This window comes from Actinomyces radicidentis, from assembly GCF_001553565.1.
In the GTDB taxonomy this organism is placed as follows: domain Bacteria; phylum Actinomycetota; class Actinomycetes; order Actinomycetales; family Actinomycetaceae; genus Actinomyces; species Actinomyces radicidentis.
The window spans coordinates 619086-642040 of the sequence record NZ_CP014228.1; the positions used below are offsets into that span (position 1 = coordinate 619086).

Consider the following 22955-nt stretch of genomic DNA (forward strand, 5'->3'; position numbering starts at 1 on the left):
ACCGACGCACCCGGCGGGGCCGGAGCCCGCGCCGACGACCAGCGCGGCAACCCGGCCACCCGCAAGGAGCCCGCCCGCCTGGCCCGGGACACGACGGCGGAGAACCCGTGGCCGCTGCGACTGCTCTCCTCGAAGATCGACGCCTACGTCGCCCGCATGACCGAGGTCTGGGTCGAGGCGCAGATCGTCCAGCTCAACCGTCGCGCCGGCATGTCCTTCCTGACGCTGCGCGACCCCGACGCGGAGATGAGCCTGCGGGCCTCCATGTACCGCCGCGACCTCGAGCGCTCCGAGCGGGCGATGGGCGCACAGCTGAGCGAGGGGTCCCGCGTCGTCGTCCACGGGCGCCCCACCTTCTGGACGAAGGGCGGCTCCCTCCAGCTCCAGGTCGACGACGTCCGCCCCGTGGGCGAGGGCGACCTCCTGGCGCGCATCGAGCAGCTCCGCCGGATCCTCGCCGCCGAGGGCCTCTTCGAGCCGGAGCGCAAGAAGCCCCTGCCCTTCCTGCCGGGCAGGGTCGGCCTCGTGTGCGGGCGCGACGCGAAGGCCAAGGACGACGTCATCACGAACGCGCGCCTGCGCTGGCCGGGGCTGCCCTTCGAGGTGCGCGAGGTCGCCGTCCAGGGCGTGCACGCGGTCCCGCAGGTGACCCGCGCGATCCAGGAGCTCGACGCGGACCCGAGCGTCGACGTCATCGTCGTCGCCCGCGGCGGCGGAGGCGTCGAGGACCTCCTGCCCTTCTCGGACGAGGGGCTCGTCCGGGCCGCCGCAGCCGCCCGCACCCCCCTCGTCTCCGCGATCGGCCACGAGACGGACCGGCCGCTCCTGGACTACGTCGCCGACTACCGGGCCTCGACGCCGACGGACGCCGCCCGGCGGATCGTGCCGGACCTGGCCGAGGAGACCGTGGGCCTGGACCAGGCCCGCGAGCGCATCCGGGTGAGCCTGTCGAAGCGGATCGAGGACGAGCAGCGGCGCCTGGACCAGGTGCGCGAGCGCCCGGTCATGCAGGACCCCACCGTCATCGTGCGGGACAAGGTGGTCGAGCTGGACCACGCGCGGTCCCGGATGCGCCGGGCGATGACGACGGCGATCGACCTGGCGGCCGCGGACCTGCGGGCCGACCACGCCCGACTCACCGCGCTGTCCCCGCAGGGGGTGCTCGACCGCGGCTACGCGATCCTGCGCAAGCCGGGCGGCGGCGTCATCCGCAGCGCGGACCACATCAGGAAGGGCGACCTCATCGAGGGTGTCCTCGCCTCCGGGCGCATGGTGGCGCAGGTCGTCGGCGCGACGAAGCCCGCTCCCGCGGTCCCGGCGGACGGCGGGTAGCGGCTCGGCCGGCCGGCTCCGGCTCCGCCCGGCCCGGGCTCAGGCGCGGGCAGGAGCCGCGACCGAGGCCCCCTCGACGACGCGGCCGACGAGCCGCTCGTGACGGCGCTCGTGCCCGCCCGGCGTCATGACCTCGTAGAGGCGCTCAACGGCCCAGGCCGCCATCTCGGCGTGCGGCAGCGCGACGCTCGTGAGCACCGGGGACAAGGACACGTCGATGAGTCGCATCGCGTCGAAGCCGACGACGCTGAGGTCCTCCGGGATCCGGAGGCCCAGTGCGGAGGCGGCGAAGTACACACCGATGGCCATGGCGTCGTTGAAGGCGAAGAGCCCCGTCGGGCGGTCGGGACCCGTGAAGAGCCCCGTCGTGGCGATCCGGGCAGCCTCGGCCGTCGGCTCGATCTCGATGACGACGGGCTCGACGCCGGCCTCGCGGCACCGCGCCTCGAAGCCCTGGCGGCGTCCGTGAGCGGCCGGGATGTCGTCGCGGTTGCCGATCATGGCGACGCGGCGGTGCCGGGCGGCGAGGAGGACCTCGGCGGCGTCGCGGCCGCCGCGGACCTCGTCGGGGACCACCCAGGAGGAGTCGGGGTCCTGGGTGAAGGCGTTGACGACGACGGTGGGCAGGCCCTCGAGGGCGGCGGGCACGTCGATCTGCTGGTGGTAGAAGGCGCCGAGGATCACGCCGTCGACCTGGTGGTCGCGCAGGGTGCGCACGACGCCCTCGCCGTCGTCCCCGGTGTCCGCGACGATGAGGATGCCGCCGTGGCGGCGGACCTCCTCCTGGGCGCCGCGGATGAGCCCGCCGAGGAACTCAGTGGTGACGAGGTCGCGTCCGACCAGGGCGATGGTGTCGGTGCGCCGGGTGCGCAGGGCGCGGGCCGAGGTATTGGCCCGGTAGCCGAGGCGGGCGGCGACGTCCTTGACGTGCTCACGGGTCGTCTCCGAGACGCGCGACCCCTCGGGGCTGTTGAGCGCCTGGGAGACGGTGGTGACGGAGACGCCCGCCTCGTGGGCGACGTCGCGGATGGGTGACGCGGGGGCTCATCGGGGATCCTGTCGGCTCACTCGGAGGCGGCGAGGCGCTCGTCGTAGGTGTCGTCCATGGCCCAGGCGTCCAGGTGCGCCCCGGTGAGGCCGCCGCCGCGCAGGACCACCCGCTCGTCGGCGGGGTCGGAGCCGACGCGGGCGGAGAGGGGCTGGCCGTTGACGAAGACCTCGAGGCTGGAGCGGTCCAGGAGGAGGCGGAGCTCGACGGCGCCGTTCTCTCCCACGGGCACGGGGCCGGAGAGCTCGCGCGCCTCCTCCCCGGTCCAGGGCGAACCGGCCTCGGCGGAGGCGGAGCGGTCCAGGCTGAGCCACCCGGTCCAGGCGTCCTGGCCTGCGGCGCCCGCCGGCTCCCGGTGCGTCAGGGTCAGCCGCGTGCGGCGCTTGCCGTCCTCGGAGGCCAGGACGTCGATGACGAGGGGCTCCTCGCCGAGGGCGCCGGTGAGGACGAGGTCGAGGCTGCGGCCGCGCAGCTCGGCGGTGGCGGCGGCGTCGCCGTCGAGGTCGGCGAGGCGCTCGCCGCGCAGGGTCGCGAGCTCGGCGATGGGGGTGAAGCGGACGGTGCCGTCGGCGGCCAGCGTCACCGTGCGCGGGGCGTTCATGGAGCCGGCCCAGCCTGCGGCGAGGCGCTGCTCCTCGGTGCCGTTGGGCTGCATCCAGCCGACGGTGACGCGGCGGCCGTCGGGAAGGGCCACGGACTGCGGGGCGTAGAAGTAGTTCTCGCCGAGGTCGGAGCGGCCCTGGGCGGTGATCGTCATGCGGGTGCCGGTGCGCTCGCCGGTCATCCACATGGAGCGCATGGTGGCGCTCTCGTGCCAGGCGGAGACGGTGAGCAGGTCGGCGCCGCCGACGCCGCTGCCGGCCTCCCCGGTGACCGTGCCGAGCTCCGGGCACTCCCAGATGGTGCCGGTGGCGCTGACGTCTCCGTCGCCGACGGCCAGGGGGCCCTCGTAGGTCCAGGTGCGCAGGTCGTCGCTGGAGAAGCACAGGGCGGCTCCGCCCTGGGCGCCGTCGGCCCCGGCGCCGGGGATCCCGGAGCCCATGGCCTGGTACCAGCGGCCGTCCTCGCGCCACACGGAGTGGTCGCGCATCTCGGGCAGGTCCTGCCCGACGCTCACGGGGGCGACGTCGACGACGGGGTTGGCGCCGTCCTTGGCCCAGCGCGTGAGGAGCGGGTCCTCGGACGGGGAGGCGGCGGGGACGGCGAGGCAGGCGACCTGGGTCGGTCCGCCGTGGTTGCCGGAGTAGACCATCGTGGGAACGGTGGCGCCGTCGGGGTCCGCGGGGTCGGCGGGCCCGTCGACGATGACGCCGGACCAGCAGCCGAGCGAGTCGGGGCCCTCGGGGCCGGGCTCGAGGGCGATCGGCAGGTCGGTCCAGTGGACGAGGTCCGCCGAGTACTGGTGCCCCCACTGGATGAGGTCGTGGACCGGGGCGTGGGAGTTGTGCTGGTAGAAGAGGTGGACGAGCGGGGCGCCGTCGGGACCCGGCTGGACGGTGAGCCCGTTGGGGTCGTTGAGCCACCCCCACGGCGGGGTGACGTGCCAGCGCGGGCGGGCGGCGTCGGCCTCGGCGCGCTCCCGCTGGACGGCCTCGGGAACCTCGACGCGGCGCGCGGGGGTGCTCGGGTAGTCATGGGCGGTGGGCTCGGGCTCGACGGGGCGGCTCGTCATCGTGGCTCCTCAGGTCGGACGGAGCGGCGTCGACGTCGTGCGCCGGCCGCGTGCAGGCCGCCTCACCATACGGCTCTCCCCGGGCGCGTCGCCGTGGATGGCGGGTGTCCGCACTGTCTCGGACGGGCACGCCCTGGCGGGCAGCGTGCCACAATCGGGCGCATGAGCCTCACCCCCGACGAGTCCGAGCCCACCGCCGCGCCCGACGCCAACGCCGACGTCGAACGCCTCTCCTACGAGCAGGCGCGCGAGGAGCTCGTCGGGGTCGTCCAGCGCCTCGAGGCCGGGCAGGTCCCGCTGGAGGAGTCCCTCACCCTCTGGGAGCGCGGCGAGGCCCTCGCCGCCCGCTGCCAGCACTGGCTCGACGACGCCCGCGCCCGCCTGGCCGCCGTCGCCGAGCACGACGCCGCCGAGTCCTGAGCGGCCCGCCGCGGCCGGGCCACCAACCGGCCCCGGCGCCCCGTCCCCTCCCCCACACGCCACGACCACCGCAGTCACACGAGCACGAAGGAGCCGCACCATGACCGCACCCGGACGCGAGGGCACCGCCCTCGTCATCGGCGAGGCGCTCGTCGACGTCGTCATCCGCCCCGACGAGGACCCCGAGGACATCCCCGGCGGCTCCCCCGCCAACGTCGCCCTGGGCCTGGCACGCCTGGGCCGCGACGCCGAGCTCGACTGCTGGATCGCCGACGACGACCGCGGCCGCGCCGTCCGCGAGCACCTCGCCGCCTCCGGCGTGCGCCTCACGACCGGCTCCGAGGGCGCCGAGCGCACCTCGACGGCGCAGGCGACGATCGGCACCGACCGCGCCGCCACCTACTTCTTCGACCTCGACTGGAACCCGCCCTACCCCGAGCGCGAGGCCGGCTCGGAGCCCCCGGTGCTCGTCCACACGGGCTCGATCGCCGCGATCCTCCAGCCGGGCGCGCAGACCGTCGCCAAGGTCCTCGACGACTTCCGCGCGACCTCGACGATCTGCTACGACCCCAACGCCCGCCCGCAGCTCATGGGCGAGCCCGCCGACGCCCGCGCGACCGTCGAGTCCCTCATCGCGCGCTCCGACCTCGTCAAGTGCTCGGACGAGGACGTCGCCTGGCTCTACGGCCGCGAGGACCTCAGCACAGAGGACCTCGAGTCGATCCTCGAGGGCTGGCTCAAGACGGGCCCCGCAGTCGTCGTCGTCACCCGCGGCAAGGAGGGCGCCCTGGCGCTCACCTCCTCCGGCGTGCGCATGCGCGTCCCGGCGGACCCGAGCGTCGTCGTCGCGGACACCGTCGGCGCGGGCGACTCCTTCATGGGCGGCCTCGAGGACGCGCTGTGGACGGAGGACCTCGTCGGCGCGGACCGTCGCGAGGCGCTGCACGCCATCGATCCGGAGACGCTGGAGCGTGTCGTCAAGCACGCGGCCGCGATCGCGGACATCACGGTCTCGCGCGCCGGCGCGAACCCGCCCACGCGCGCCGAGCTCACCGGCTCCCTCGATCGGGACTGAGCCCTCCCGGCCCCACGGGGCCGGGCTGAAGCCCGACGACGGCGCCTCCCGGATCGTTCCGGGAGGCGCCGTCGTCCATGCCCTGTCGGGGTCGGCGTCAGCGCCCGAGGCGGCGCTCGCGGTGCGCGTAGTCGCGCAGGGCGCGCAGGAAGTCGATGCGCCGGAAGTCCGGCCAGTAGACCTCGCAGAAGTAGTACTCGGAGTGGACGGACTGCCACAGGAGGAAGCCGGAGAGCCGCTGCTCGCCGGAGGTGCGGATGACGAGCTCGGGGTCGGGCTGGCCCTTGGTGTAGAGGTGCGCCGTGACGTCCTCCTCGGAGAGGGACTCGGCGACCTGCTCAAGGGTGTCTCCCGCGGCGGCGCGCTCGCGGAGGATCTCGCGGACGGCGTCGGCGATCTCCTGGCGGCCGCCGTAGCCGACGGCGACGTTGACCTGCATGCGCGCGTCGGGGTCTTCGGCGCCGTCGTTGGCGGACTCGACGGCGGCGCAGAGGCGGTCCGCGACGGGTACGGGAAGGAGATCGACGGCGCCGACGAGGCGCAGCCGCCACTGCTTGTCGGAGGCGAGCTCCTCGACGGCGTGGGCGATGATGTCGAGGAGGGGCGAGAGCTCGGCGGGGTCGCGGTTGAGGTTGTCGGTGGAGAGCATCCACAGGGTGACGACCTTGACGCCGGCGTCGTCGGCCCAGCCGAGGAACTCGGCGATCTTGTCGGCGCCGCGCTTGTGCCCCTGGGCGGTGCCGAAGCCCATGGCCTTGGCCCAGCGGCGGTTGCCGTCGAGGATGACTCCGACGTGGGCGGGGGTGCGGTCGTTGTCCGTCTGCGCGATGAGCCGGCGCTCGTAGAGCTCGTAGACGAGGTTGTCGCCTGCCATGCCTCTCCTCGGGTCCGGTGGTCGGCGCGCGGCGCCTCAGGGCGGCCGCGTCGGACTGCTGGGACAACCGTAGCGCGGCCCTGTTGCTCGCAGGGTGCGAGGAGGAGACTCTCGGCACGTGGGGGTGACGCCGAACCTACGGTCGCGTAACCTACGGAAGCGTAACCTTCGGGTCGCACCCGCTCACCCACCGCAGGAGGACCACCGTGAGCCCACACGCAGCAACGCGCGGCCGAGGCGCCCGCCTCGCCGAGGACGTCCGCGACGCCGCCTCGGAGGCGACCTCCCGCGCGGCCGGCGCCGCCGGCTCCGTCGCGTCCGCCGCCGCCGAGGCCGCGGCCGCCGTCCTCGCCTCCAAGCCGCGCCTGCGCGGGTGGATCCACGCCTGCACCGCGCCCCTGGCACTCGCCGCCTGCATCGTCCTCACGGTCCTCGCGCCCGGAGCGGGCCTCACCTGGGCCTGCGCCGCCTACCTCGCGTGCTCCCTCGTCCTCTTCGCGAACTCGGGCGTGTACCACCTGTCCAACGGGCACTTCCCCACGCGCGTCACCACGGTTCTCCAGCGCTTCGACCACGCCAACATCTACCTGCTCATCGCCGGCACCTACACGCCGCTGAGCGTCGCGCTCCTCGCCCCGGGCACGGCGCGGCTCGTGCTCGCGATCGTGTGGGGCGGTGCGCTCGCCGGCATCGTCACCACCCTCGTGTGGCGGACCGCCCCGCGCTGGTTCGCCACCCTCCTCTACGTCATCCTCGGCTGGGTGGCGATCTGGTTCCTGCCGTCCTTCTGGCGGGCCGACGGCGCCGCCGTCGTCTGGCTCATCCTGGCCGGCGGCATCGTCTACACGGTCGGCGGAGCGGTCTACGCACGCCGGTGGCCGGACCCTGCCCCGCGCTGGTTCGGCTTCCACGAGATCTTCCACGTGTGCACGGTCCTCGCCTGGGCCTGCCAGTGCGTCGCCTGCTACATCGCCGTCCTGGGCTGAGCGCGAACCGTCCCTGAACCGCCGCTCGACACCGCTCCCCCGGCGCTAGCCTGCCTCCAACCACTCGACGACGCCGTCGCCGTCGCCCCGTCCCGGCAGGAGGACCCCATGGGCAGGAACAAGAACAAGAAGGACTCCGCCGAGGCCACCGTCAACGCGGACCTGTGGAGCGAGGACCCCCGCGAGGCCCTGCGCGTCGGCCCCGACTTCCACCTCGCCTCGATCGACCGCGCCTCCACCCCCGGCTGGGACGGCGACGAGGACGACGCCGTCGCCTACCAGACGGCGATCGCCCCGCTGCTCGCCACGCTCCAGGAGCGGCTCTTCGCCGCCTCGAAGGAGGGCTCCACCAAGCGGGTCCTCATCGTCGCGCAGGGCCTGGACACGGCGGGCAAGGGCGGCATCGCCCGTCACGTCATCGGGCTCGTGGGCCCGCAGGGCGTCGAGCTCACCGCCTTCAAGGCGCCCACGGAGGAGGAGAAGGAGCACGACTTCCTCTGGCGCATCCGCAAGGCCGTGCCCGACGCCGGCTACATCGGCTACTTCGACCGCTCCCACTACGAGGACATCCTCGTGCCGGGCGCCAACGGCCAGCTCGACGACGCCGCCTTCGACGAGCGGGTCGAGCAGATCCGCGCCTTCGAGCACGAGCTCGTCCAGTCCGGCACCGCGATCATCAAGATCGCCCTCATGGTGTCCTACGAGGAGCAGGGCCTGCGGCTGCTCGAGCGCGTCGACCGGCCGGACAAGCACTGGAAGTACTCGACGAACGACATGTCGGTGCGCGGCCAGTGGTTCGACTACCAGGCGATCTACCAGCGCATGCTCACCGCGACCTCCTTCGACGAGGCCCCGTGGCACCTCGTCCCGGCGGACAACAAGTGGTACTCGCGCGTCGCCGTCACCGAGATGCTGCTGCGCACGCTCGCGGACCTCGACATCCCGTGGCCCGAGGGCAAGTTCGACGTCGACGCGGAGCGCGAGCGCGTCCGCGCCACGATCTCGGACGAGGCGCTCGCCAGCTACGACAAGAAGCTGACGGCCAAGCTCGCCAAGGTCTCCGGCCGGATCGCCGCGGTCGACGAGGCCGCCAAGGAGATCCAGGCCGAGGGCGAGGACGACGCGCCCGGCTCCGCCGACAGCCTGGCGAAGGCACCCGTGGGGGCCGCGTCGAGGAAGAGCGCGAAGGCCAAGGGCTCCGAGCCCAAGGCCCCGAGGTCCTCCAAGCGCACCAAGAGCGCGAAGGGCTCGAAGGACTCCGCCGCCGGGGCCGGCGCCGCCGCGTCGCGGAAGCCGGGCAAGAAGGCCGCGAAGTAGCACCGGGCGGTAGACTCGCCCACCTGACACGGGCCGGGGCCGCGTGCGCCGTCGACGACCTCGACGGCGTCGGCGCCCTGACCGACCGGCGGAGTCCCCTCGGGGACGCCGCCGCCCCGAAGCAGAACACCGAGGAGGAACCATGGCCGACGAGACCACGGAGAACACCGAGCAGCAGGGCACCTGGCTCACCCAGGAGGCCTTCGACCGCCTCACCGAGGAGCTCAAGCGCCGCCAGGAGACGGACCGCAAGGAGATCGCGCAGCGCGTCGAGGCCGCCCGTCAGGAGGGCGACCTGCGCGAGAACGCCGGCTACCACGCCGCCCGCGAGGAGGCTGCGCTCAACGAGGCCCGCATCGTCCAGCTCACCGAGATGCTCGAGAACGCGCAGATCGGCGAGGTCGCCGACGACGGCCGCGTCTCCGCCGGCATGATCGTCACCGCGAAGGTGGCCGGCAAGGAGCAGGCCTTCGCGCTGGGCGGCCAGGAGATCACCGCGGACGTCCCCGAGGGCGTCAAGGTCTTCTCCCCCGACGCGCCGCTCGGCAAGGCCCTCATGGGTCACAAGGCCGGCGAGACCGTCTCCTACGCCGCTCCGAACGGCAAGGAGATCAAGGCCGAGATCCTGGACGTCAAGAAGCTCTGACGCTCCCCTGACGCCGACGACGGCGGTGCGGCCCCTCCCAGCGAGGGGCCGGCCGCCGTCGTCGTTCCCCAGCGGTGCGGCGACGGTGACGACGTCGCCGCCGAGGCGGGGACGCGGCCCCGGGCGCGGGTGGTCACCGGGCAGGACCCGGGCAGCACTGCCCACCGGCGGTCGTGGGAGCGGTGAGAACCTCCTTGTAAGGGCCGGGGCGTGAAGCACGAGGCCTCTGCCCGTACCCGAACGAGAGTCGAGGAGAGCTGATGGGTGACCTGCCCTGAGTGGTCCTGATCATCGTCCTGTGCGCCGCTGGGGTCTGGTCGCTCAAGGCGAAGGGCCCGGTCAGGCGCAGCGAGGACGGGGCCCTCACGGTCCGACCGCCCGTCGGCCGCATGCTGGCGCACGTGTTCCTCGGCCTCCTGGTGGGCGCCGTGCTGGGCCTCTTCGCAGTGCTCGGCGTCTCCGAGGGACTGCCGTGGTGGGCGGGAGCGGTCCTGGGACTCATCGGCCTGTACGGCCCGTGGATCGCCCTCAGGGGAGTCGTCGAGCTGGCGCGCGCCCGCGTCATCGTCACGACGACGACGCTGACCGTCGTCCCGGCCTTCGGCCCGGGCACGAGCCTCGAGCTGGGCTCGGTCACCGCCGCCACGCACCACTGGGAGACGCACTCCAACGGCGACTCGACCCGGCACGAGAGGGCCGGGTGGGAGGTCGCCGGCCACGACTCCTCCGGCGCCCCGCACGTGGTCGTCGTGCCGGTCTGGGTGCCGCGCCAGGTCGCGCCCTGACTGCCCGACTCCGAGGAGTCGGCCTGATGGGCACCGTCATCGGGGTCCTCGTCGGCCTGGTGGTCGCGGCGGTCGCCTTCTACCCGTTCATGGCGCGGCCGGTCGTGCGCGAGCTCGACGACGCAGGTTCCTTCGAGCTGCGCCACGGATGGCTGCGCGCCGGCGTCGGGAGCATGGACGCGCTCGTGGGCGCCGGTCTCCTCGCGGCGGGCGTCATCGCCGTCGTCGACCCGTCGGCGTCGATGAGGGTCTGGATCCTCGCGCTGGCGGTCATCGTCTGGGCGCTCATCACGTGGCACCTCGTCCACGACACCCTCACCTGGCGGATCCGGGTGGACCGCGAGGCCGTCTGCTGGCGCACCGGCTCCGACGGCGAGGGTCGCGTCGCGCTGGACGAGGTCCGCGACGTCGAGCCCGTCTACAACTGGGGCGACTCTGACGACGCGACGGTGCCGCGGCGCGGTACCCGCCTCACGGCCCGCGACGGTCGGACCGTCATGCTCCCCGTCGGCACGCCCACCGAGCTCCTCCGCGAGCGCTTCCCGCGCGCCGACTGGAGCGAGGAGCGGGGCGTGCTGGGGCGCGACGGTCGCATGCGCCCGCGCCGCCGCTAGACCCGCCTGCGCCCCGGCACGGCGCCGCGCAGGTCATCGTGGAGGCCATGTGCTCGGCGAAGTTCTCGGCATGGACGTCACCGGCCTCGATGAGCGCGGGCGCACGATGACGGTGACGGCGCCGAGACGGGTACCGGGGACGTCTCGTGCGTGGACGGCAGTCGCCGCCGCCCACCCGACGATCAAAAGGCACTGGTGAGAGGCCGCCCCGCCTCGTCGGCGCGGTCCTCCGCGTCATCGCGCGTCGGCCGCGCCCCCTGCTGCGCTGAGGCGCCCCGTCCGGAGGACGAGCGGAGGCCCGGCGCCCCTTGCGGGGTGCCGGGCCTCCGGTGCGGCTGACGGCCTCAGGGGCCGGTCACCGTGGGCTCAGCGGCTCAGTCCTCGTCGGTGCGACGACGACGGGCCAGGAGGATCGAGCCGGCGACGAGGAGGCCGCCGAGGAGGACGATCCCGCCGAGCACGTTCGCGCCGGTGTGGGCGAGGAAGTGGCTCGGGCTGCTGGGCTTGTGCGGCGTCACCGGCGTGACCGGGACCGCCGGGTGCGTCGGCGGGCTGACGACGGGGTGCGTCGGCGTCGGGCTGGGAGAGCTCGGCGTGTGCGCGTGCGCCGGGTTGTGGTCCGTCACCGGCGTCAGAGGCTCCGGGTTCGGGTTCTCCGGCGTGGGCGGCGTGGCCGGCGGGTTGCCGGTCACGGTGCCGACGTCGACGTGCTCGGCGCGCGCGGCGGGAGCCGGGTAGGTCGCCGTGAAGGTCGTCGTGGCACCCACGGCGAGGTTGCCGTCGAAGCCCGCAGCTGCCTTGATGTCCGCGGCCGCGATCTTGTCGTCCGTGACCGTGACATCCGTGAGCGGCTCGTTGCCGGTGTTCGTGACCTCGAAGGTCACGTTCATCGTCGAACCAGCCTTGACCTCGACACCGGGGGCGGTGTCGGCGTCGTCGCCGTTGATCCTCTTGATGATCTTGGTGCCCGGCGTGCCCTTGACGGGGACGCAGGCGTCGTTGTTCTCGACGCCGTCGGTGTCGCCCGCCATGAAGACCTGGTTGAACAGGCCCTTGGTACGGTCACCGGCACCCTGGGTGGAGCACACGCCCCGGTCGCCCCAGTCCGCCGCGGTGAGCGCGGTCGGGTCGGCCTCGTAGGTCACCGCCACGGTGTGCTCCTTCGAGCCGTTGGCCTCGAGGGTGTCGCCGGCGGTAACGAGGTAGGCGCCGTCGGCGTCGGCCGAGACGGCCTTGTCGTCCACGGTCACGCTCGTGATCGTGAAGCCGGTCGGCTTCTCGGGGACGTCCGTGACGCGCTTCGAGGTGCCGGCCTCGCCGTTCGCGGAGGAGACGGTGACCGTGTAGTCGACCGTGAGGCTCTGCTTGCCGGTCCCCGTGAGGGTGATGGGCGAGGCGGAGGTCTCCTTCTCGACGGAGAAGGCCGGGTCAGGCGTCGAGACCGCGTTGCCCGGGTTGTGGTCCGCCACGGTGGGCGGGTTCCCCTGAGTCTGCGGCGGAACGGCCGTGACGGGGCCCACGTCCGTGTGCTGGACGCCGGCGGCCGGAGCGGCGAGCGTGGCGGTGCACGTCATGACCTCGCCGACGGCGAGCGTCGTCTTCGGGCACGTGAGGTCGCTGACCTGGGTGGCGTCGGCGGGCGCCGTCACCTGGTCGGTGACCTTGACGTCGGTGAGCGGCTGGTTGCCGGTGTTCTCGACGCGGTACTCGAGGTCCATCGTGGAGCCGACGGGGACGGAGACACCAGGTGCGGTGTCGGCGTCGTCGCCGTTGATGAACTTCGTGATCTTGGTCGACGGGCTGCCCGTCGCCGTGGTGCAGGCGTCATTGTTGTCCGCACCGCCCGAGTCGCCGTCCATGGTCACCTTGTTGTAGATGCCCTTGGTGGCGTCGGTGGAGGCACCGTCGACGGCGCAGGTACCGAGGGCGGTCCAGTTGGCTGCGTCAGCTCCGATGACCTTGGGGTCGACGGAGTGGGTGACGACCACCGTGTGGTCCTTCGAGGCTCCAGGGGCGAGCTGGGTGCCCGCGGCGACCTCGTAGCCACCGTTGCCGGCGGCGACGGTGGTGCCGTCCACGGTCACCTTCGTGATCGTGAACCCGGCGGGAGTCGCGGGAGTGTCGATGACGGCCGCGGACGTGCCGTCGACGGACCCGGAGTTCGTCACGGTGACGGTGTAGGTCCGGTCGACGTCCGTGGCCTCGGTGCCCGTGAGGGCGACGGGGCCGTCGGAGGTGGTCTTCTGGACCTTGAAGGTCGGGGCCGGGACCTTGACGGGCGCGCAGGCGTTGTTGTTGTCAGGGCCGTCCGTGTCGCCGGTCATGTCGACCTTGTTGAACAGCCCCTTCGTCGGCGTGCCGGCGCCGGTGGTGTCACACGTGCCCGCAGCGGTCCAGTCAGCGGTCTGCGGGTCGACGGTGCCGTACACGGTGACCTGCAGCGTCTGGGACTTGCCCGCGCCGAGGGTCAGGGCGCCGCCGTCGAGGAGCGTGTAGACGCCTTTCGCGTCAGCGGTCAGGTCCGTCGCGGTCCTCAGCTGGACGCGGGTGACGGTGAAGCCGGTCGCGAGGGTCGGCGTGTCGGTGACGGCCGGGACGGCCCCAGCGGTCTTGCCGATGTTCTCGACGGTCACGTCGTACTTCACCGCGAAGGTGTTGTCAGCACCGGCCTCGGCCGGGTCGACCATGCCGGAGAGCGTCACGGTGTACGACTTCGACTCGCCCGGCTCGAGGGACTCGCCGGCGATGGTGGCCGGAGCCACCGTCCCGGAGAATCCGGCGGGCGGGGAGTCAGAGAGCTCGTCGGTGAGGTCCTCGAAGACGCCCGCCTTGTCGCCGGTGTTGGTGACGGTGATGACGTACTTGACCGTGAAGGTGTTGTCGTCACCGACCGTGACCGGAGTGGTCTGGTCGGGGGCGAGCGCCTTGCTGACCTTGAAGCTCGGGCCCGCGACGGAGTGCGCGTTGGCCGGGTTGTGGTCAGTGACCTCCGGCGGGTTCGGGTTCGAGGGGGTCGACGGCGGCGTGCCGTGCGCCGTACCCACGTTGGTGTGCTGCATGCCCGCGGCGGGGGCCGCGTACGTGGCGGTGAAGGTCGTCGACGCACCGACGGCGAGGTTGCCGTCGAAGCCGGTGGCGGCCTTGATGTCAGCTTCAGCAACCTTGTCGTCGGTGACGGTGACGCCGGACAGCGGCTGGTTGCCGGTGTTGGTGACGACGTAGGTGATGTTCATCGTCGAGCCGACGGCGACCTCGACACCGGGGGCGGTGTCGGCGTCGTCGCCGTTGATGTACTTGACGATCTTGATACCAGGCGTACCCGTAACGGTCGTGCACGCCTCGTTGTTGGCCGCACCGTCGGTGTCCCCGGTCGTGGAGACGACGTTGGCGAGGCCGTGGAGGGTGGCGTCCTGGGCGCCGTCGACCGTGCAGGCGGTGTCGAGCGCCGGCCAGCCCGCCGCGGTGATCTCCGACGGGTCAACCGTGTAGGTGACGACGACCTTGAAGGCCTTCGTCTCGCCTTCGCCAGCGAGGGTGACGCCGTCACTGATCTTGTAACCGATACCGGCCTGATAGGTGCCCGTCACGTCCCTGCCGTCGAGGGCCACCTTGGCGACCTTGAACTCCGCGGCCTTGGCCGCCACGTTGAGTGTGCTCGTCGTGGTGACGCTCGCGTCCTCCGCGGGGCGGAGCATGTTGATACCAACGCGAGTGCCACTCACGGATCACGGAGCGGTGTAGGTCATGCCGAGTACGAAGGTGCTCGAGTGACGGATCCAGAGCGGAGAGGTGAGGCTCTGCGCGTTCGCACTGGCGTCGCCGAACTGGATCGACGCTCCTTCGTACGAGGAATAGCCGGGAGCGTTCTCGTAGCCGGTGACGTTGCCGTTGTCATCGGAGACGGCGACCCGCGTCACGAACGTGTCGACGTCGGTAGCGTCATCGTCTCGAACGTGGTCATAGTTCTGATCGATGTCGGTCAGGCCCAGGCTGGTGCCCGCCTGTCCAAGGACGTCGTTACCGTCGAGGGTGAGCGTGACGCCGTCGATGTGAGGCCTCAGAGCTCGCACCGCGCTGCTGCCCGCGTAGTCGAGCGCGTCCCTATTGTCGTTGAGCTCCATGGTGATGCCGTCTACGTAAGCGCCGTGGTCGCCGCTACCGTCCGTCTTGAACGTGTACTCGTCCCGGAAGGTGCACACGCCCTCGCCGGGCACGACGCTGCTGCGGTGCGCTGCGTCAAGCGCGGGGTGCTCGACACCGTTGGCGTCAATGTAGTAGCTGACGGGGTCGCCTGCGTTCCACGCCTCATCGACGACTCGGCCCACCGTCACGGTGCCCGTCGCCTTGATGGTCGACCCCGGTGCAGCGATCAAGGAGACCGTCGCGTTCCAGCTCATAGGGTCGCCATGCGCGGCGTCTGCTGTCGCGGACGGCGACAGGGCCGCCGTCGCACCGACGACACCGGTGGCACCGAGGACGAGCGCCGACAGTGCGGCCAGCGCCTTCCTCTGCCGGGTCCTCAGTCTTTGAGGGACTCTCATGGGAGGTCCCTTCCGAGGGATACAGGATCAGGAGACGGGGCGCCCAGAGCCGATCGGGAATGAGCCCGGGCATACAATTGCCAGGCAATGCGGAGCCGCATTGACCACATAGGCGTCCCGCAGGACTTCGCCCGCTCCACCGATGAACCATGCGGTCTGTGCCGCGCTTTGAACCACACCACGCACGGGCAGCCTCCCGACGATTTCCCCGCTCGCGCTCAGTGGAAGCCGTCGGGACCGAGGTCGCGCACGCGGTAGCGTGACCGGCATGTCGAGCAGCACCACGAACGCCGCACCCGCCCGCAACCCCCTCATCCCCGGCCGCGAGGAGACCCTCCTCCCCGAGCCCGGCGACCAGGTCGTCCTCCACACCCCCATCGATGGCCCCTGGCCCGAGGGCTCCCGCGTCATCTACCTTGCCGCCGGCTGCTTCTGGGGCGTCGAGCGCATCCTGTGGCGCCAGCCCGGCGTCATCAACACCGCCGTCGGCTACATGGGCGGCACCACCCCCAACGCCACCTACCGCGAGGTCTGCACCGGCCAGACCGGGCACGCCGAGACCGTCCGGGTCGTCTACGACCCCGCCGTCGTCGGCGAGGGCGCGCAGGCCCTCCTGCGCACGTACTGGGAGAACCACGACTCCACGCACCTCAACCGCCACGGCAACGACATCGGCACCCAGTACCGCTCCGCCGTCTGGACCACCACGCCCGCGCAGGAGACCGCCGCACACGAGGTCCGCGACCTCTTCCAGGGCGAGCTGACGCGCCTGGGCCTCGGCACCTGCGTCACCACGATCGACCCGGCCGACTCCCTCTACTCGGAGTTCGGGGGCCCCTTCTACCTCGCCGAGGACTACCACCAGGGCTACCTCGAGAAGAACCCCGACGGCTACTGCAACCACGGCCCCAACGGCGTCACCTGCCCCGTCGGCGTCGCCAACCTGCCCGCGCAGACCGACGTCCTCGCCCCCGAGGACGCTCCGGAGGTCTGAGCCCCTGCCACCGAGCCCGCCCCGGTCCGTCCGCCACCGCCCCGCCCACTACGGAGGAGAACCCGTGCCCGAGCTCGACACGTCGTGGATGCACGACGAGGACTTCCTCTGGCAGGCCGCCGGCGAGCTCCTGCTCGCCCTCGGCGTCGCCGAGCACGACGTCGCCGGTCTGCCCGAGCTTCGCCGCACCGTCGCCCGCCTCGACGGCCCGCTCGACGGCGACCGTCGACTCGCCGACGGGACGAGGCCGCCCCTGTCCGACGCCGAGCTGGCCGAGGTCAAGGGCTGCCTCGAGGTCGCCGGCCGCCTCGGTCTCCCCGTCGCCGAGCAGGCGCTCAAGGGCCTCGAGGTCGAGGGGATCTCGCTCGAGACGCTCGGCGTCGAGCCCCTCACCGCCCAGCTCCTCCTGCTCAACCTCCGGGCCGCGATGGAGGACCCCTCGTGGCAGTCCATGAATGAGGCGGAGCTCGAGGCCTACGCCGAGGAGTGGACGGGGCACGAGGCGGCGAACCTCTTCATCACGCCGACCGAGCCCCGCACTGGCGAGGTGAAGCGCATGGTCGAGGTCGTCCGCCGCATGCCGAGGACGACCGTCGTGCGCATCGCCAAGGTCTGGAACCCGCTCGCCCTGCGCGGCGTCATCACCGTCCTCCTCGGCATGCTGCGCCGCGCCGACCCGGGCAGCACCGCGGGGACGGCGGGCGGGCCATGGGCAGCCGCCTCGGAGACCGAGCGCGCGGCCGCCGACTCGCAGCGCCACGACTCCGACAACCTGTTCCTCCGCACCTCCGCGCAGATGGTCGGCCTCGGCATGGACCTGCCGACGGAGGCCGTGCCACGGGTCCGCCGGCTCATCGCGGAGCGTGACGCCGCCGGCGAGGCGCTCGAGCCGGACGGCGAGCTCTCGCTGCGGCAGCTCCAGCCGAGGTCCGTCTCGCCCGAGGCCGTCGGCTACGGGGACTGGTCCGGCGTCAACCGACCTTGAACCGTCACCCCTCTCCGGGTTTGGACCACGTGCCAGTGCTCGGACCACCGGCGGCTCAGATGGTCCAAAGCGCGCCAAGTGGCCCAAACCGGCTCGGCGAGCTCGGTGGGCGGGGCAGCGAGCGCGGTGGCGGCTGCCCGCTGGGGTTCAGGCGCCCATGGCGAGGTGGACGGCGACCGCGATCATGACGCAGCCGACGAGGACGTCGACGACGCGCCAGGTCCGCTCGCTCGACAGCGGCTTCGACAGCGCCCGCGCGCCGAGCCCCAGCCCGGTGAACCAGACGATCGATGCCATGCCGGCGCCAAGGGCCGCCCACCAGCGCAGGGCGCCGAAGTTGTTCGTCACCGTGCCGAGCATGAGGACGGTGTCGAGGTAGACGTGCGGGTTGAGCCAGGTGAGAGCCAGCGTCGTCACCGCGACGGAGGAGGCGCCTTGCGGCTCGGAGGCCTCGAGCGACCCGGGCTTGAGGGCAGAGCGGAAGGAGCTCACGGCGAAGGCCAGCAGGTAGACGACGCCGGCCCAGCGCAGCACCTCGAGCACCCACGGCGCAAGGGCGGAGACGACGCCGATCGCGCCGGTGCCGACGGCGATGAGGATGAGGTCGCTCAGCGCGCAGATGACGATGACGAGCCCGATGTGCTCACGGCGCACGCCCTGACGAAGCACCCAGGCGTTCTGCGCGCCGATCGCGACGATGAGCCCCATGCCGGTCCCGAAGCCCGTGAGGGCCGGGGCCAGGCCGCCCGAGGCGGGGACGCCGGTAGCGAGGGAGGGCGCGGCGGTCAGGGGGCGCGAAGGCAGCGAGCGCGGGAGTGAGCACGACAGCGAGATTAGGGCGACGCCTCCGATGAAGACCAGCGCGATAATCTTCAGGCCGTGAAGACATCCTTCATGCACCCGGACCAGCTCGCAGCGCTCGACGCCATCGCCACCCACGGCACCTTCGAGGCGGCCGCCCGCTCGCTGGGAGTCTCCACCTCCGCGGTGAGCCAGCGGGTCCGGGCGCTGGAGGCCTCGCTCGGCCGAATCCTCGTCAGCCGCGGGACGCCGTCCACGATGACCGACGACGGCGCCGTCGTCCTGCGCTACGCCCGGCAGCAGGCGCTCCTCGCTCAGGAGATGGCGGGCGAGCTCGAGCTCGAGCCGACCGACGGTGAAGCGCCGGGAGCCTCGACGGCGCCGGTGCGCCCCTCGGTCGCCGTCAACGCGGACTCCCTCCAGACCTGGTTCACCGGGCTGCTCAGGCGGGCCGCGGATCGCGACGTCGTGCTCGAGCTCGTCGTCGCCGACGAGAAGCGGACCGCCGAGCTCCTGCGCTCGGGCCGCGTCATGTGCGCGGTTTCCACGACCGGCGCCCGCGTGGCCGGTTGCCGCGCGACCCGGCTCGGGACGCTGCGCTACACGCCCTCGATCGCGCCGGCGCTGCTGGAGCGGACGCGGCGCACCCTCGGTCACGAGCCGACAGCCGGCGACCTGCCGACCGTCCGCTTCGACGCGGACGACGACCTCCAGGACCTCGCGCTCGCAGCGGCCGGTCTCCCGCCGCAGCGACCACGGGCCCTCGTCCCGACCGCGGCGGGCTTCGCGGCGGCCATCGAGGCGGGCCTCGGCTGGGGCATGCTCCCGCCGGGCCAGCTCGCGGCGCACCCGACCCTCGCAGCGGTGCCCGGGCTGGAGCCGGTGGACCGCGAGCTCTTCTGGCACCGCTGGTCGATCACCTCACCAAGCCTCGACGCCCTCAGCGACGACGTCGCCGAGGCCTTCGCAGCCAAGTGAGGCGCGCGCTGCACACGCGAGCGAACGTGGCCCGCGGGATACCGCGGTCCAGCTGTGACGCCCCGGGTCTCCCGCGTGCATCCAGCCTGCCGTTGCACACGGGAGGCATCGATCGCCCCACCCATCACAGGAGAAGGCCCGGATTGCTGCGCCGACGGGGCGACTCGCGTGTGCAAGGGGCGCCGGCACAGCATCGAGCACGCCTCTCGAGGTGCTCCGAGACCACGCGCCCCGTCCGCACGCCGGGGAACGGCACCCGGTCCGCCGGATGCGCACCAGGTCACGCCAGCTCGGAGCGCAGGATGCCCGGCGTGGACTAGTTCTGCTCCCAGGCGGCCCGCAGGAGAGGCTCGAGAGAGCGGGCCAGCTCGGACGGGTCGGCAGCTGCGCCGTCCTCGCCGACCGGCGCCACCTGGATGACATGGGTCGCCTGCGCGAAGCCCTTCGCGGGCTCGAGCCGCGCGTCCTCGGGGACGGCGTCGCGGAACCGGAAGCCGACCTTGAGCCGCCCGTAGGAGCCGGGGCCGACGGTCACGAACTGCGAGTGGTGGACGAGCGGGACGTAGGTGCCGCGCCCCTGCGCCTCGACGTCGCCGAGCGTGCAGGCCGCCTCGACGACGGCGTCGTGCAGCGGCCGGGCGGCGGCCTTCCCCCCGGCGTACATCGCCTCCGTGTACTCCTCGACGGTGGGCGGCTCCCAGCCGGCCGCGCGGGCGGCGTCGGCGACCGCCCACTGCGAGTTCTGCGCCATCCCGTGCTCGGACTTGAGCCAGGCGCGCACGGCCTTCTGGTCGAGGACGTCGAAGGCGCCGGTGGCGGCCTGGGCCTGGACGGCCTCGCCCCACTGCTCGAGGCTGCGGCCGGTGCGCTCCGCGAGGGTGGCGGAGACGGCGGCCATCATGTCGCTGGGTTCCATGGGAGGAGTGTGCCGCAGCCTGTGCCAGGATCGGCGCCATGAGTGGATACGACGACAGGGAGCCCCACGGATCGGGACACCGCGGGCGCGATGACGGGCGCTTGGGCGGGCGCGGCTACGACGGCGCGCGGAGCGGGAGTCGGGACGGCGATCGCGGCTACCGGGGTCGCGGCGGCAACGGCGGCGGGTACCGAGGTGGTCGCGACGACCGCCACTCGGGGAGACACGGCGGCTACGGCAACGGCTACCAGGACCGCGGACGGCGCCGGGACTACGACGACGAGCCCCGCGAGGGCGCGCTCAGCGACCTCGTCGGCCACCTCCACGCCCTCGACTCGCGCTCCTACGCCGCCTACAAGGCGATCGTCGGTAGGTACGAGGCACCGGAAGGCTGGGCGCTCGTCATCGACCGCGTCCAGCCGGACCCCTACGCGCCGCCGAGCCGCGTCCACCTCGAGGTGCCGCTGAGCGTGCCGGGCCTCGCCGTGCTCACCGCGGAGGACCTGCTCTCGACGCGCGACCGGCGGATCGCCGTGGGCGACTTCCTCACGCGGGAGCTGCACGCCGCCTTCCGCGGGACGGCGCTGTCCATCGCCTCGCCGGGCCAGGAGATCCTCGAGCGCTCCAGCGTCCTCGTCGTCGCCGACGGCGACGGCGACGGCGACGGCGACGAGCGTGAGGCCGGCGACGACGCGACCGACGCACGGTCCGACGGCGCCGCCGCGAGCGCCGCCTCCCTCGAGATCCGCGCCCGCCTGGCCCTGCCTGCTCGCGGCCGCTCCATCCAGGGCCGTGAGGCCGCCCGGATCGTCAGCCTCGACCTGCCGCGCGCCCTGGACACGGCCCTTGACCTCAGCGGGAAGCGCGCCGAGCGCCTGCGCGCCCACCTCGCCGCCCTCGAGGACCACCGGGCGCTCACCCGCGCCGTCGAGTCGAACGGCTGGGTGGCCTTCCTCGCCGACGGCTCCCTCCTCCCCCGCCGGTCCGGCGTCTCCGACGAGCCCATGCGCTCGGGCGCCGTAGCGCTCACCGCCCCGGAGTCCCTCGCCGCCTCGGTGACACTGCCCCACGCGGGCGCGGTGCGCGGAACCGTCATCGGCGCGGGCGTCACCCTCGTCGTCGGCGGCGGCTACCACGGCAAGTCCACGCTGCTCACCGCGATCGAGCGGGGCGTCTACCCGCACGTGCCCGGGGACGGCCGCGAGCTCGTCGCCACCGCGCCGAGCGCCGTCAAGGTCCGGGCCGCCGACGGCCGCGCCGTCACCGGCGTCGACCTCACGCCCTTCATCTCGCACCTGCCCGGCGGGCGCGACACGGCCTCCTTCACGACGAAGAACGCCTCCGGCTCCACCTCGCAGGCCGCCTCGATCATCGAGGCGGTGGAGGCCGGCGCGAGCGCGCTGCTGCTCGACGAGGACACCTCGGCCACGAACCTGCTCATCCGCGACGCCCGCATGCGCGAGCTCGTCGCCGCCGAGCGCGAGCCGATCACGCCGCTCGTCGACCGCGTCTCCGCCCTGGCGGAGGACCGGGGAGTCTCGACGGTGCTCGTCATGGGCGGCTCCGGGGACTACCTCGACGTCGCCGACCGCGTCCTCCTCATGGACTCCTACCGTCTCGAGGACGCCACCGAGCGGGCGCACGAGGTCGCGGCCGCCTCCCCGCGCGAGGCGACGGCGCTGACCGGTTTCGGTGAGGCGGCGGGCCGCGTCCCCCTGCCGGGGCTCGACGACGCCGACCGGCGCGGCCCGGTCAAGGTCCGCTCCCGCGGGACGGAGGCACTGAGCCTGGACCGCGAGGAGATCGACGTCTCCGATGTGGCGGGGATCGTCGACCCGGGCCAGGCGGAGGCGATCGCCCGGGCGCTGCGCGCGCTGCTCGAGCGTCGCTTCGACGGCGAGTCGACGCTCACCGAGTGCCTCGAGGACCTCGACGCGCTGCTCGACGACGAGGGCCTCGACGCGCTGGGCGGCCGCACCGAGCGCCCCGCCTTCCTGACGCGCCCGCGGGCGGTCGACGTCGCCGCGGCGGTCAACCGGTACCGGAGCCTCGAGCTCGCCGAGTCGGGCGAGGACGACGACGTGGCGGAGACCGAGACGGTCTGAGCACCACGCGCCGTCGGCGCGGCGCAACGACGGCCTCCCCCGCCCCAGCTCCTAGCCGCACGACGAACCGGCCCGCCGCCCCGAGAGGGGTGGCGGGCCGGTTCGGGCTGTCTGGGCGGCGGCGCCTCGACGCCGGGAGCTCTCAGCGGCTCAGCGCAGGGTGGCAAGGGCGCCGTCGAGGGCGACCATCGAGGAGACCATGGTGGGGACCTCGGCGTCGTGGAAGTCGGCCGGGGCGAACTCGCTCATGTTCTTGAAGTCGCTGGCGAGGTGGAGGTTGACCTGCTCGCGGACGACGCCGGTGGTGAAGGTGGCGAGGATCTGGCGCAGGTGCTCGATCGGGCGGTGGCCAGCGGAGAAGGAGTAGGCGACGAGGCCGACGGTCTTGTTCGCGAGGGTGGCCGGGGAGATGAAGTCGATGGCGTTCTTGAGGGCGCCGGGGATGGAGTGGTTGTACTCGGGGGTGACGATGATGTAGCCGTCGTAGGCGGCGAGGGTCTCGTTCCACTCGACGGCGGTCGGGTCCTGCGCGGGGCGCATGGCGGTCGGGTAGTCCTCAGCGAAGAGCGGGAGGTTGAAGTCGGCGACGCGGACGACGTCGACCTGGACGCCCTCAACGGTGTTGGCCTTCTCGGCGACCCAGTCGGCGACGGGACGGCCGACGGAGGCGGGGCGGACGGAGGCTGAGATGATGGCGATCTTCATGGAGAGCTCCTTGCAGGGAACGAAGTACTTGAGACGTGAAGTACCGTAGGGGAGAAGTAGATGATTCAACAAAGTCTCAGCCCATGATTCGCGACACAGTGATGACCCCAGCCTCTCAGTCCCCGCTCAGTCGGCCGCCCGCATCCAGCGCAAACGCACCG

20 protein-coding genes are annotated in these 22955 nt (G+C 72.9%); 12 read left to right on the top strand and 8 right to left on the bottom strand.

Annotation, left to right across the window (positions count from 1 at the left end):
- Nucleotides 1-78: 78 nt before the first annotated feature.
- Entirely contained in the window at nt 79-1332 is a 1254-nt protein-coding gene (xseA, locus tag AXF14_RS02675) for an exodeoxyribonuclease VII large subunit (protein WP_417862750.1), read from the top strand.
- A 39-nt stretch (nt 1333-1371) separates the two neighbouring features.
- On the opposite strand, the gene AXF14_RS02680 is transcribed toward xseA, so the two are convergent.
- Together AXF14_RS02680 and AXF14_RS02690 are read right to left on the bottom strand one after the other, a co-directional pair.
- A complete protein-coding gene (locus AXF14_RS02680; protein WP_335338921.1) occupies nt 1372-2361 on the bottom strand; it encodes a LacI family DNA-binding transcriptional regulator in 990 nt (329 codons plus the stop codon).
- A gap of 35 nt (nt 2362-2396) precedes the next feature.
- On the bottom strand, nt 2397-4052 hold the full coding sequence (locus AXF14_RS02690) for a glycoside hydrolase family 32 protein (protein WP_067940625.1): 1656 nt from the start codon (nt 4050-4052) through the stop codon (nt 2397-2399).
- A 162-nt stretch (nt 4053-4214) separates the two neighbouring features.
- Here AXF14_RS02690 and AXF14_RS02695 point away from each other — a divergent pair, with 162 nt between their 5' ends.
- Both AXF14_RS02695 and AXF14_RS02700 read left to right on the top strand, forming a co-directional pair.
- Nucleotides 4215-4472 carry an exodeoxyribonuclease VII small subunit gene (locus AXF14_RS02695; RefSeq protein WP_067940628.1) on the top strand — a complete coding sequence of 86 codons (258 nt, stop codon included), beginning with the start codon at nt 4215-4217 and terminating at the stop codon, nt 4470-4472.
- 100 nt (nt 4473-4572) lie between these two features.
- Complete coding sequence (locus AXF14_RS02700; RefSeq protein ID WP_067940631.1) at nt 4573-5547, top strand: carbohydrate kinase family protein; 975 nt, start codon at nt 4573-4575, stop codon at nt 5545-5547.
- 97 nt (nt 5548-5644) lie between these two features.
- Here the strand turns inward: AXF14_RS02700 and AXF14_RS02705 are convergent, their stop codons facing one another.
- Nucleotides 5645-6421, bottom strand: a complete 777-nt coding sequence (locus AXF14_RS02705) for an isoprenyl transferase (RefSeq protein ID WP_067940633.1) — start codon at nt 6419-6421, stop codon at nt 5645-5647.
- A 206-nt stretch (nt 6422-6627) separates the two neighbouring features.
- On the opposite strand from AXF14_RS02705, the gene trhA reads away from it, so the two are divergent.
- The 5 genes from trhA to AXF14_RS02730 all read left to right on the top strand — a co-directional run bounded on the left by trhA (nt 6628) and on the right by AXF14_RS02730 (nt 10769).
- A complete protein-coding gene (gene trhA, locus AXF14_RS02710) occupies nt 6628-7407 on the top strand; it encodes a PAQR family membrane homeostasis protein TrhA (RefSeq protein WP_067940635.1) in 780 nt (259 codons plus the stop codon).
- 108 nt (nt 7408-7515) lie between these two features.
- On the top strand, nt 7516-8724 hold the full coding sequence (locus AXF14_RS02715) for a PPK2 family polyphosphate kinase (RefSeq protein ID WP_211260116.1): 1209 nt from the start codon (nt 7516-7518) through the stop codon (nt 8722-8724).
- Between the two features lie 142 nt (nt 8725-8866).
- Entirely contained in the window at nt 8867-9370 is a 504-nt protein-coding gene (locus tag AXF14_RS02720; protein WP_067940637.1) for a GreA/GreB family elongation factor, read from the top strand.
- 278 nt (nt 9371-9648) lie between these two features.
- The gene (locus AXF14_RS02725) at nt 9649-10155 is read left to right on the top strand and encodes a hypothetical protein (RefSeq protein ID WP_067940642.1); all 507 of its coding nucleotides are present in this window, start codon (nt 9649-9651) and stop codon (nt 10153-10155) included.
- A gap of 26 nt (nt 10156-10181) precedes the next feature.
- On the top strand, nt 10182-10769 hold the full coding sequence (locus AXF14_RS02730) for a hypothetical protein (RefSeq protein ID WP_067940645.1): 588 nt from the start codon (nt 10182-10184) through the stop codon (nt 10767-10769).
- A 374-nt stretch (nt 10770-11143) separates the two neighbouring features.
- Here the strand turns inward: AXF14_RS02730 and AXF14_RS02735 are convergent, their stop codons facing one another.
- The gene (locus AXF14_RS02735) at nt 11144-14491 is read right to left on the bottom strand and encodes a DUF7507 domain-containing protein (protein WP_150118400.1); all 3348 of its coding nucleotides are present in this window, start codon (nt 14489-14491) and stop codon (nt 11144-11146) included.
- Between the two features lie 3 nt (nt 14492-14494).
- The gene (locus AXF14_RS02740) at nt 14495-15310 is read right to left on the bottom strand and encodes a hypothetical protein (RefSeq protein WP_067940652.1); all 816 of its coding nucleotides are present in this window, start codon (nt 15308-15310) and stop codon (nt 14495-14497) included.
- 268 nt (nt 15311-15578) lie between these two features.
- Here AXF14_RS02740 and msrA point away from each other — a divergent pair, with 268 nt between their 5' ends.
- Nucleotides 15579-16304 (top strand): peptide-methionine (S)-S-oxide reductase MsrA, encoded by a 726-nt coding sequence (gene msrA, locus AXF14_RS02745; RefSeq protein WP_067943943.1) that lies wholly within the window; start codon nt 15579-15581, stop codon nt 16302-16304.
- A gap of 64 nt (nt 16305-16368) precedes the next feature.
- Entirely contained in the window at nt 16369-17289 is a 921-nt protein-coding gene (locus tag AXF14_RS02750) for a hypothetical protein (RefSeq protein ID WP_067940654.1), read from the top strand.
- A 147-nt stretch (nt 17290-17436) separates the two neighbouring features.
- Here AXF14_RS02750 and AXF14_RS02755 read toward each other — a convergent pair whose 3' ends face one another.
- Nucleotides 17437-17997, bottom strand: a complete 561-nt coding sequence (locus tag AXF14_RS02755) for a LysE/ArgO family amino acid transporter (protein WP_084355300.1) — start codon at nt 17995-17997, stop codon at nt 17437-17439.
- A gap of 171 nt (nt 17998-18168) precedes the next feature.
- On the opposite strand from AXF14_RS02755, the gene AXF14_RS02760 reads away from it, so the two are divergent.
- Nucleotides 18169-19068: an ArgP/LysG family DNA-binding transcriptional regulator gene (locus AXF14_RS02760; protein WP_236755880.1), complete on the top strand. Its 900-nt coding sequence runs from the start codon at nt 18169-18171 to the stop codon at nt 19066-19068.
- Nucleotides 19069-19384: 316 nt separating this feature from the next.
- On the opposite strand, the gene AXF14_RS02765 is transcribed toward AXF14_RS02760, so the two are convergent.
- Nucleotides 19385-19984 carry a DUF5655 domain-containing protein gene (locus AXF14_RS02765; protein WP_236755883.1) on the bottom strand — a complete coding sequence of 200 codons (600 nt, stop codon included), beginning with the start codon at nt 19982-19984 and terminating at the stop codon, nt 19385-19387.
- Nucleotides 19985-20022: 38 nt separating this feature from the next.
- On the opposite strand from AXF14_RS02765, the gene AXF14_RS02770 reads away from it, so the two are divergent.
- Nucleotides 20023-22089: an ABC-ATPase domain-containing protein gene (locus AXF14_RS02770; protein WP_084355301.1), complete on the top strand. Its 2067-nt coding sequence runs from the start codon at nt 20023-20025 to the stop codon at nt 22087-22089.
- Nucleotides 22090-22239: 150 nt separating this feature from the next.
- On the opposite strand, the gene AXF14_RS02775 is transcribed toward AXF14_RS02770, so the two are convergent.
- Nucleotides 22240-22794: an NADPH-dependent FMN reductase gene (locus AXF14_RS02775; RefSeq protein ID WP_067940663.1), complete on the bottom strand. Its 555-nt coding sequence runs from the start codon at nt 22792-22794 to the stop codon at nt 22240-22242.
- Nucleotides 22795-22955 lie beyond the last annotated feature (161 nt).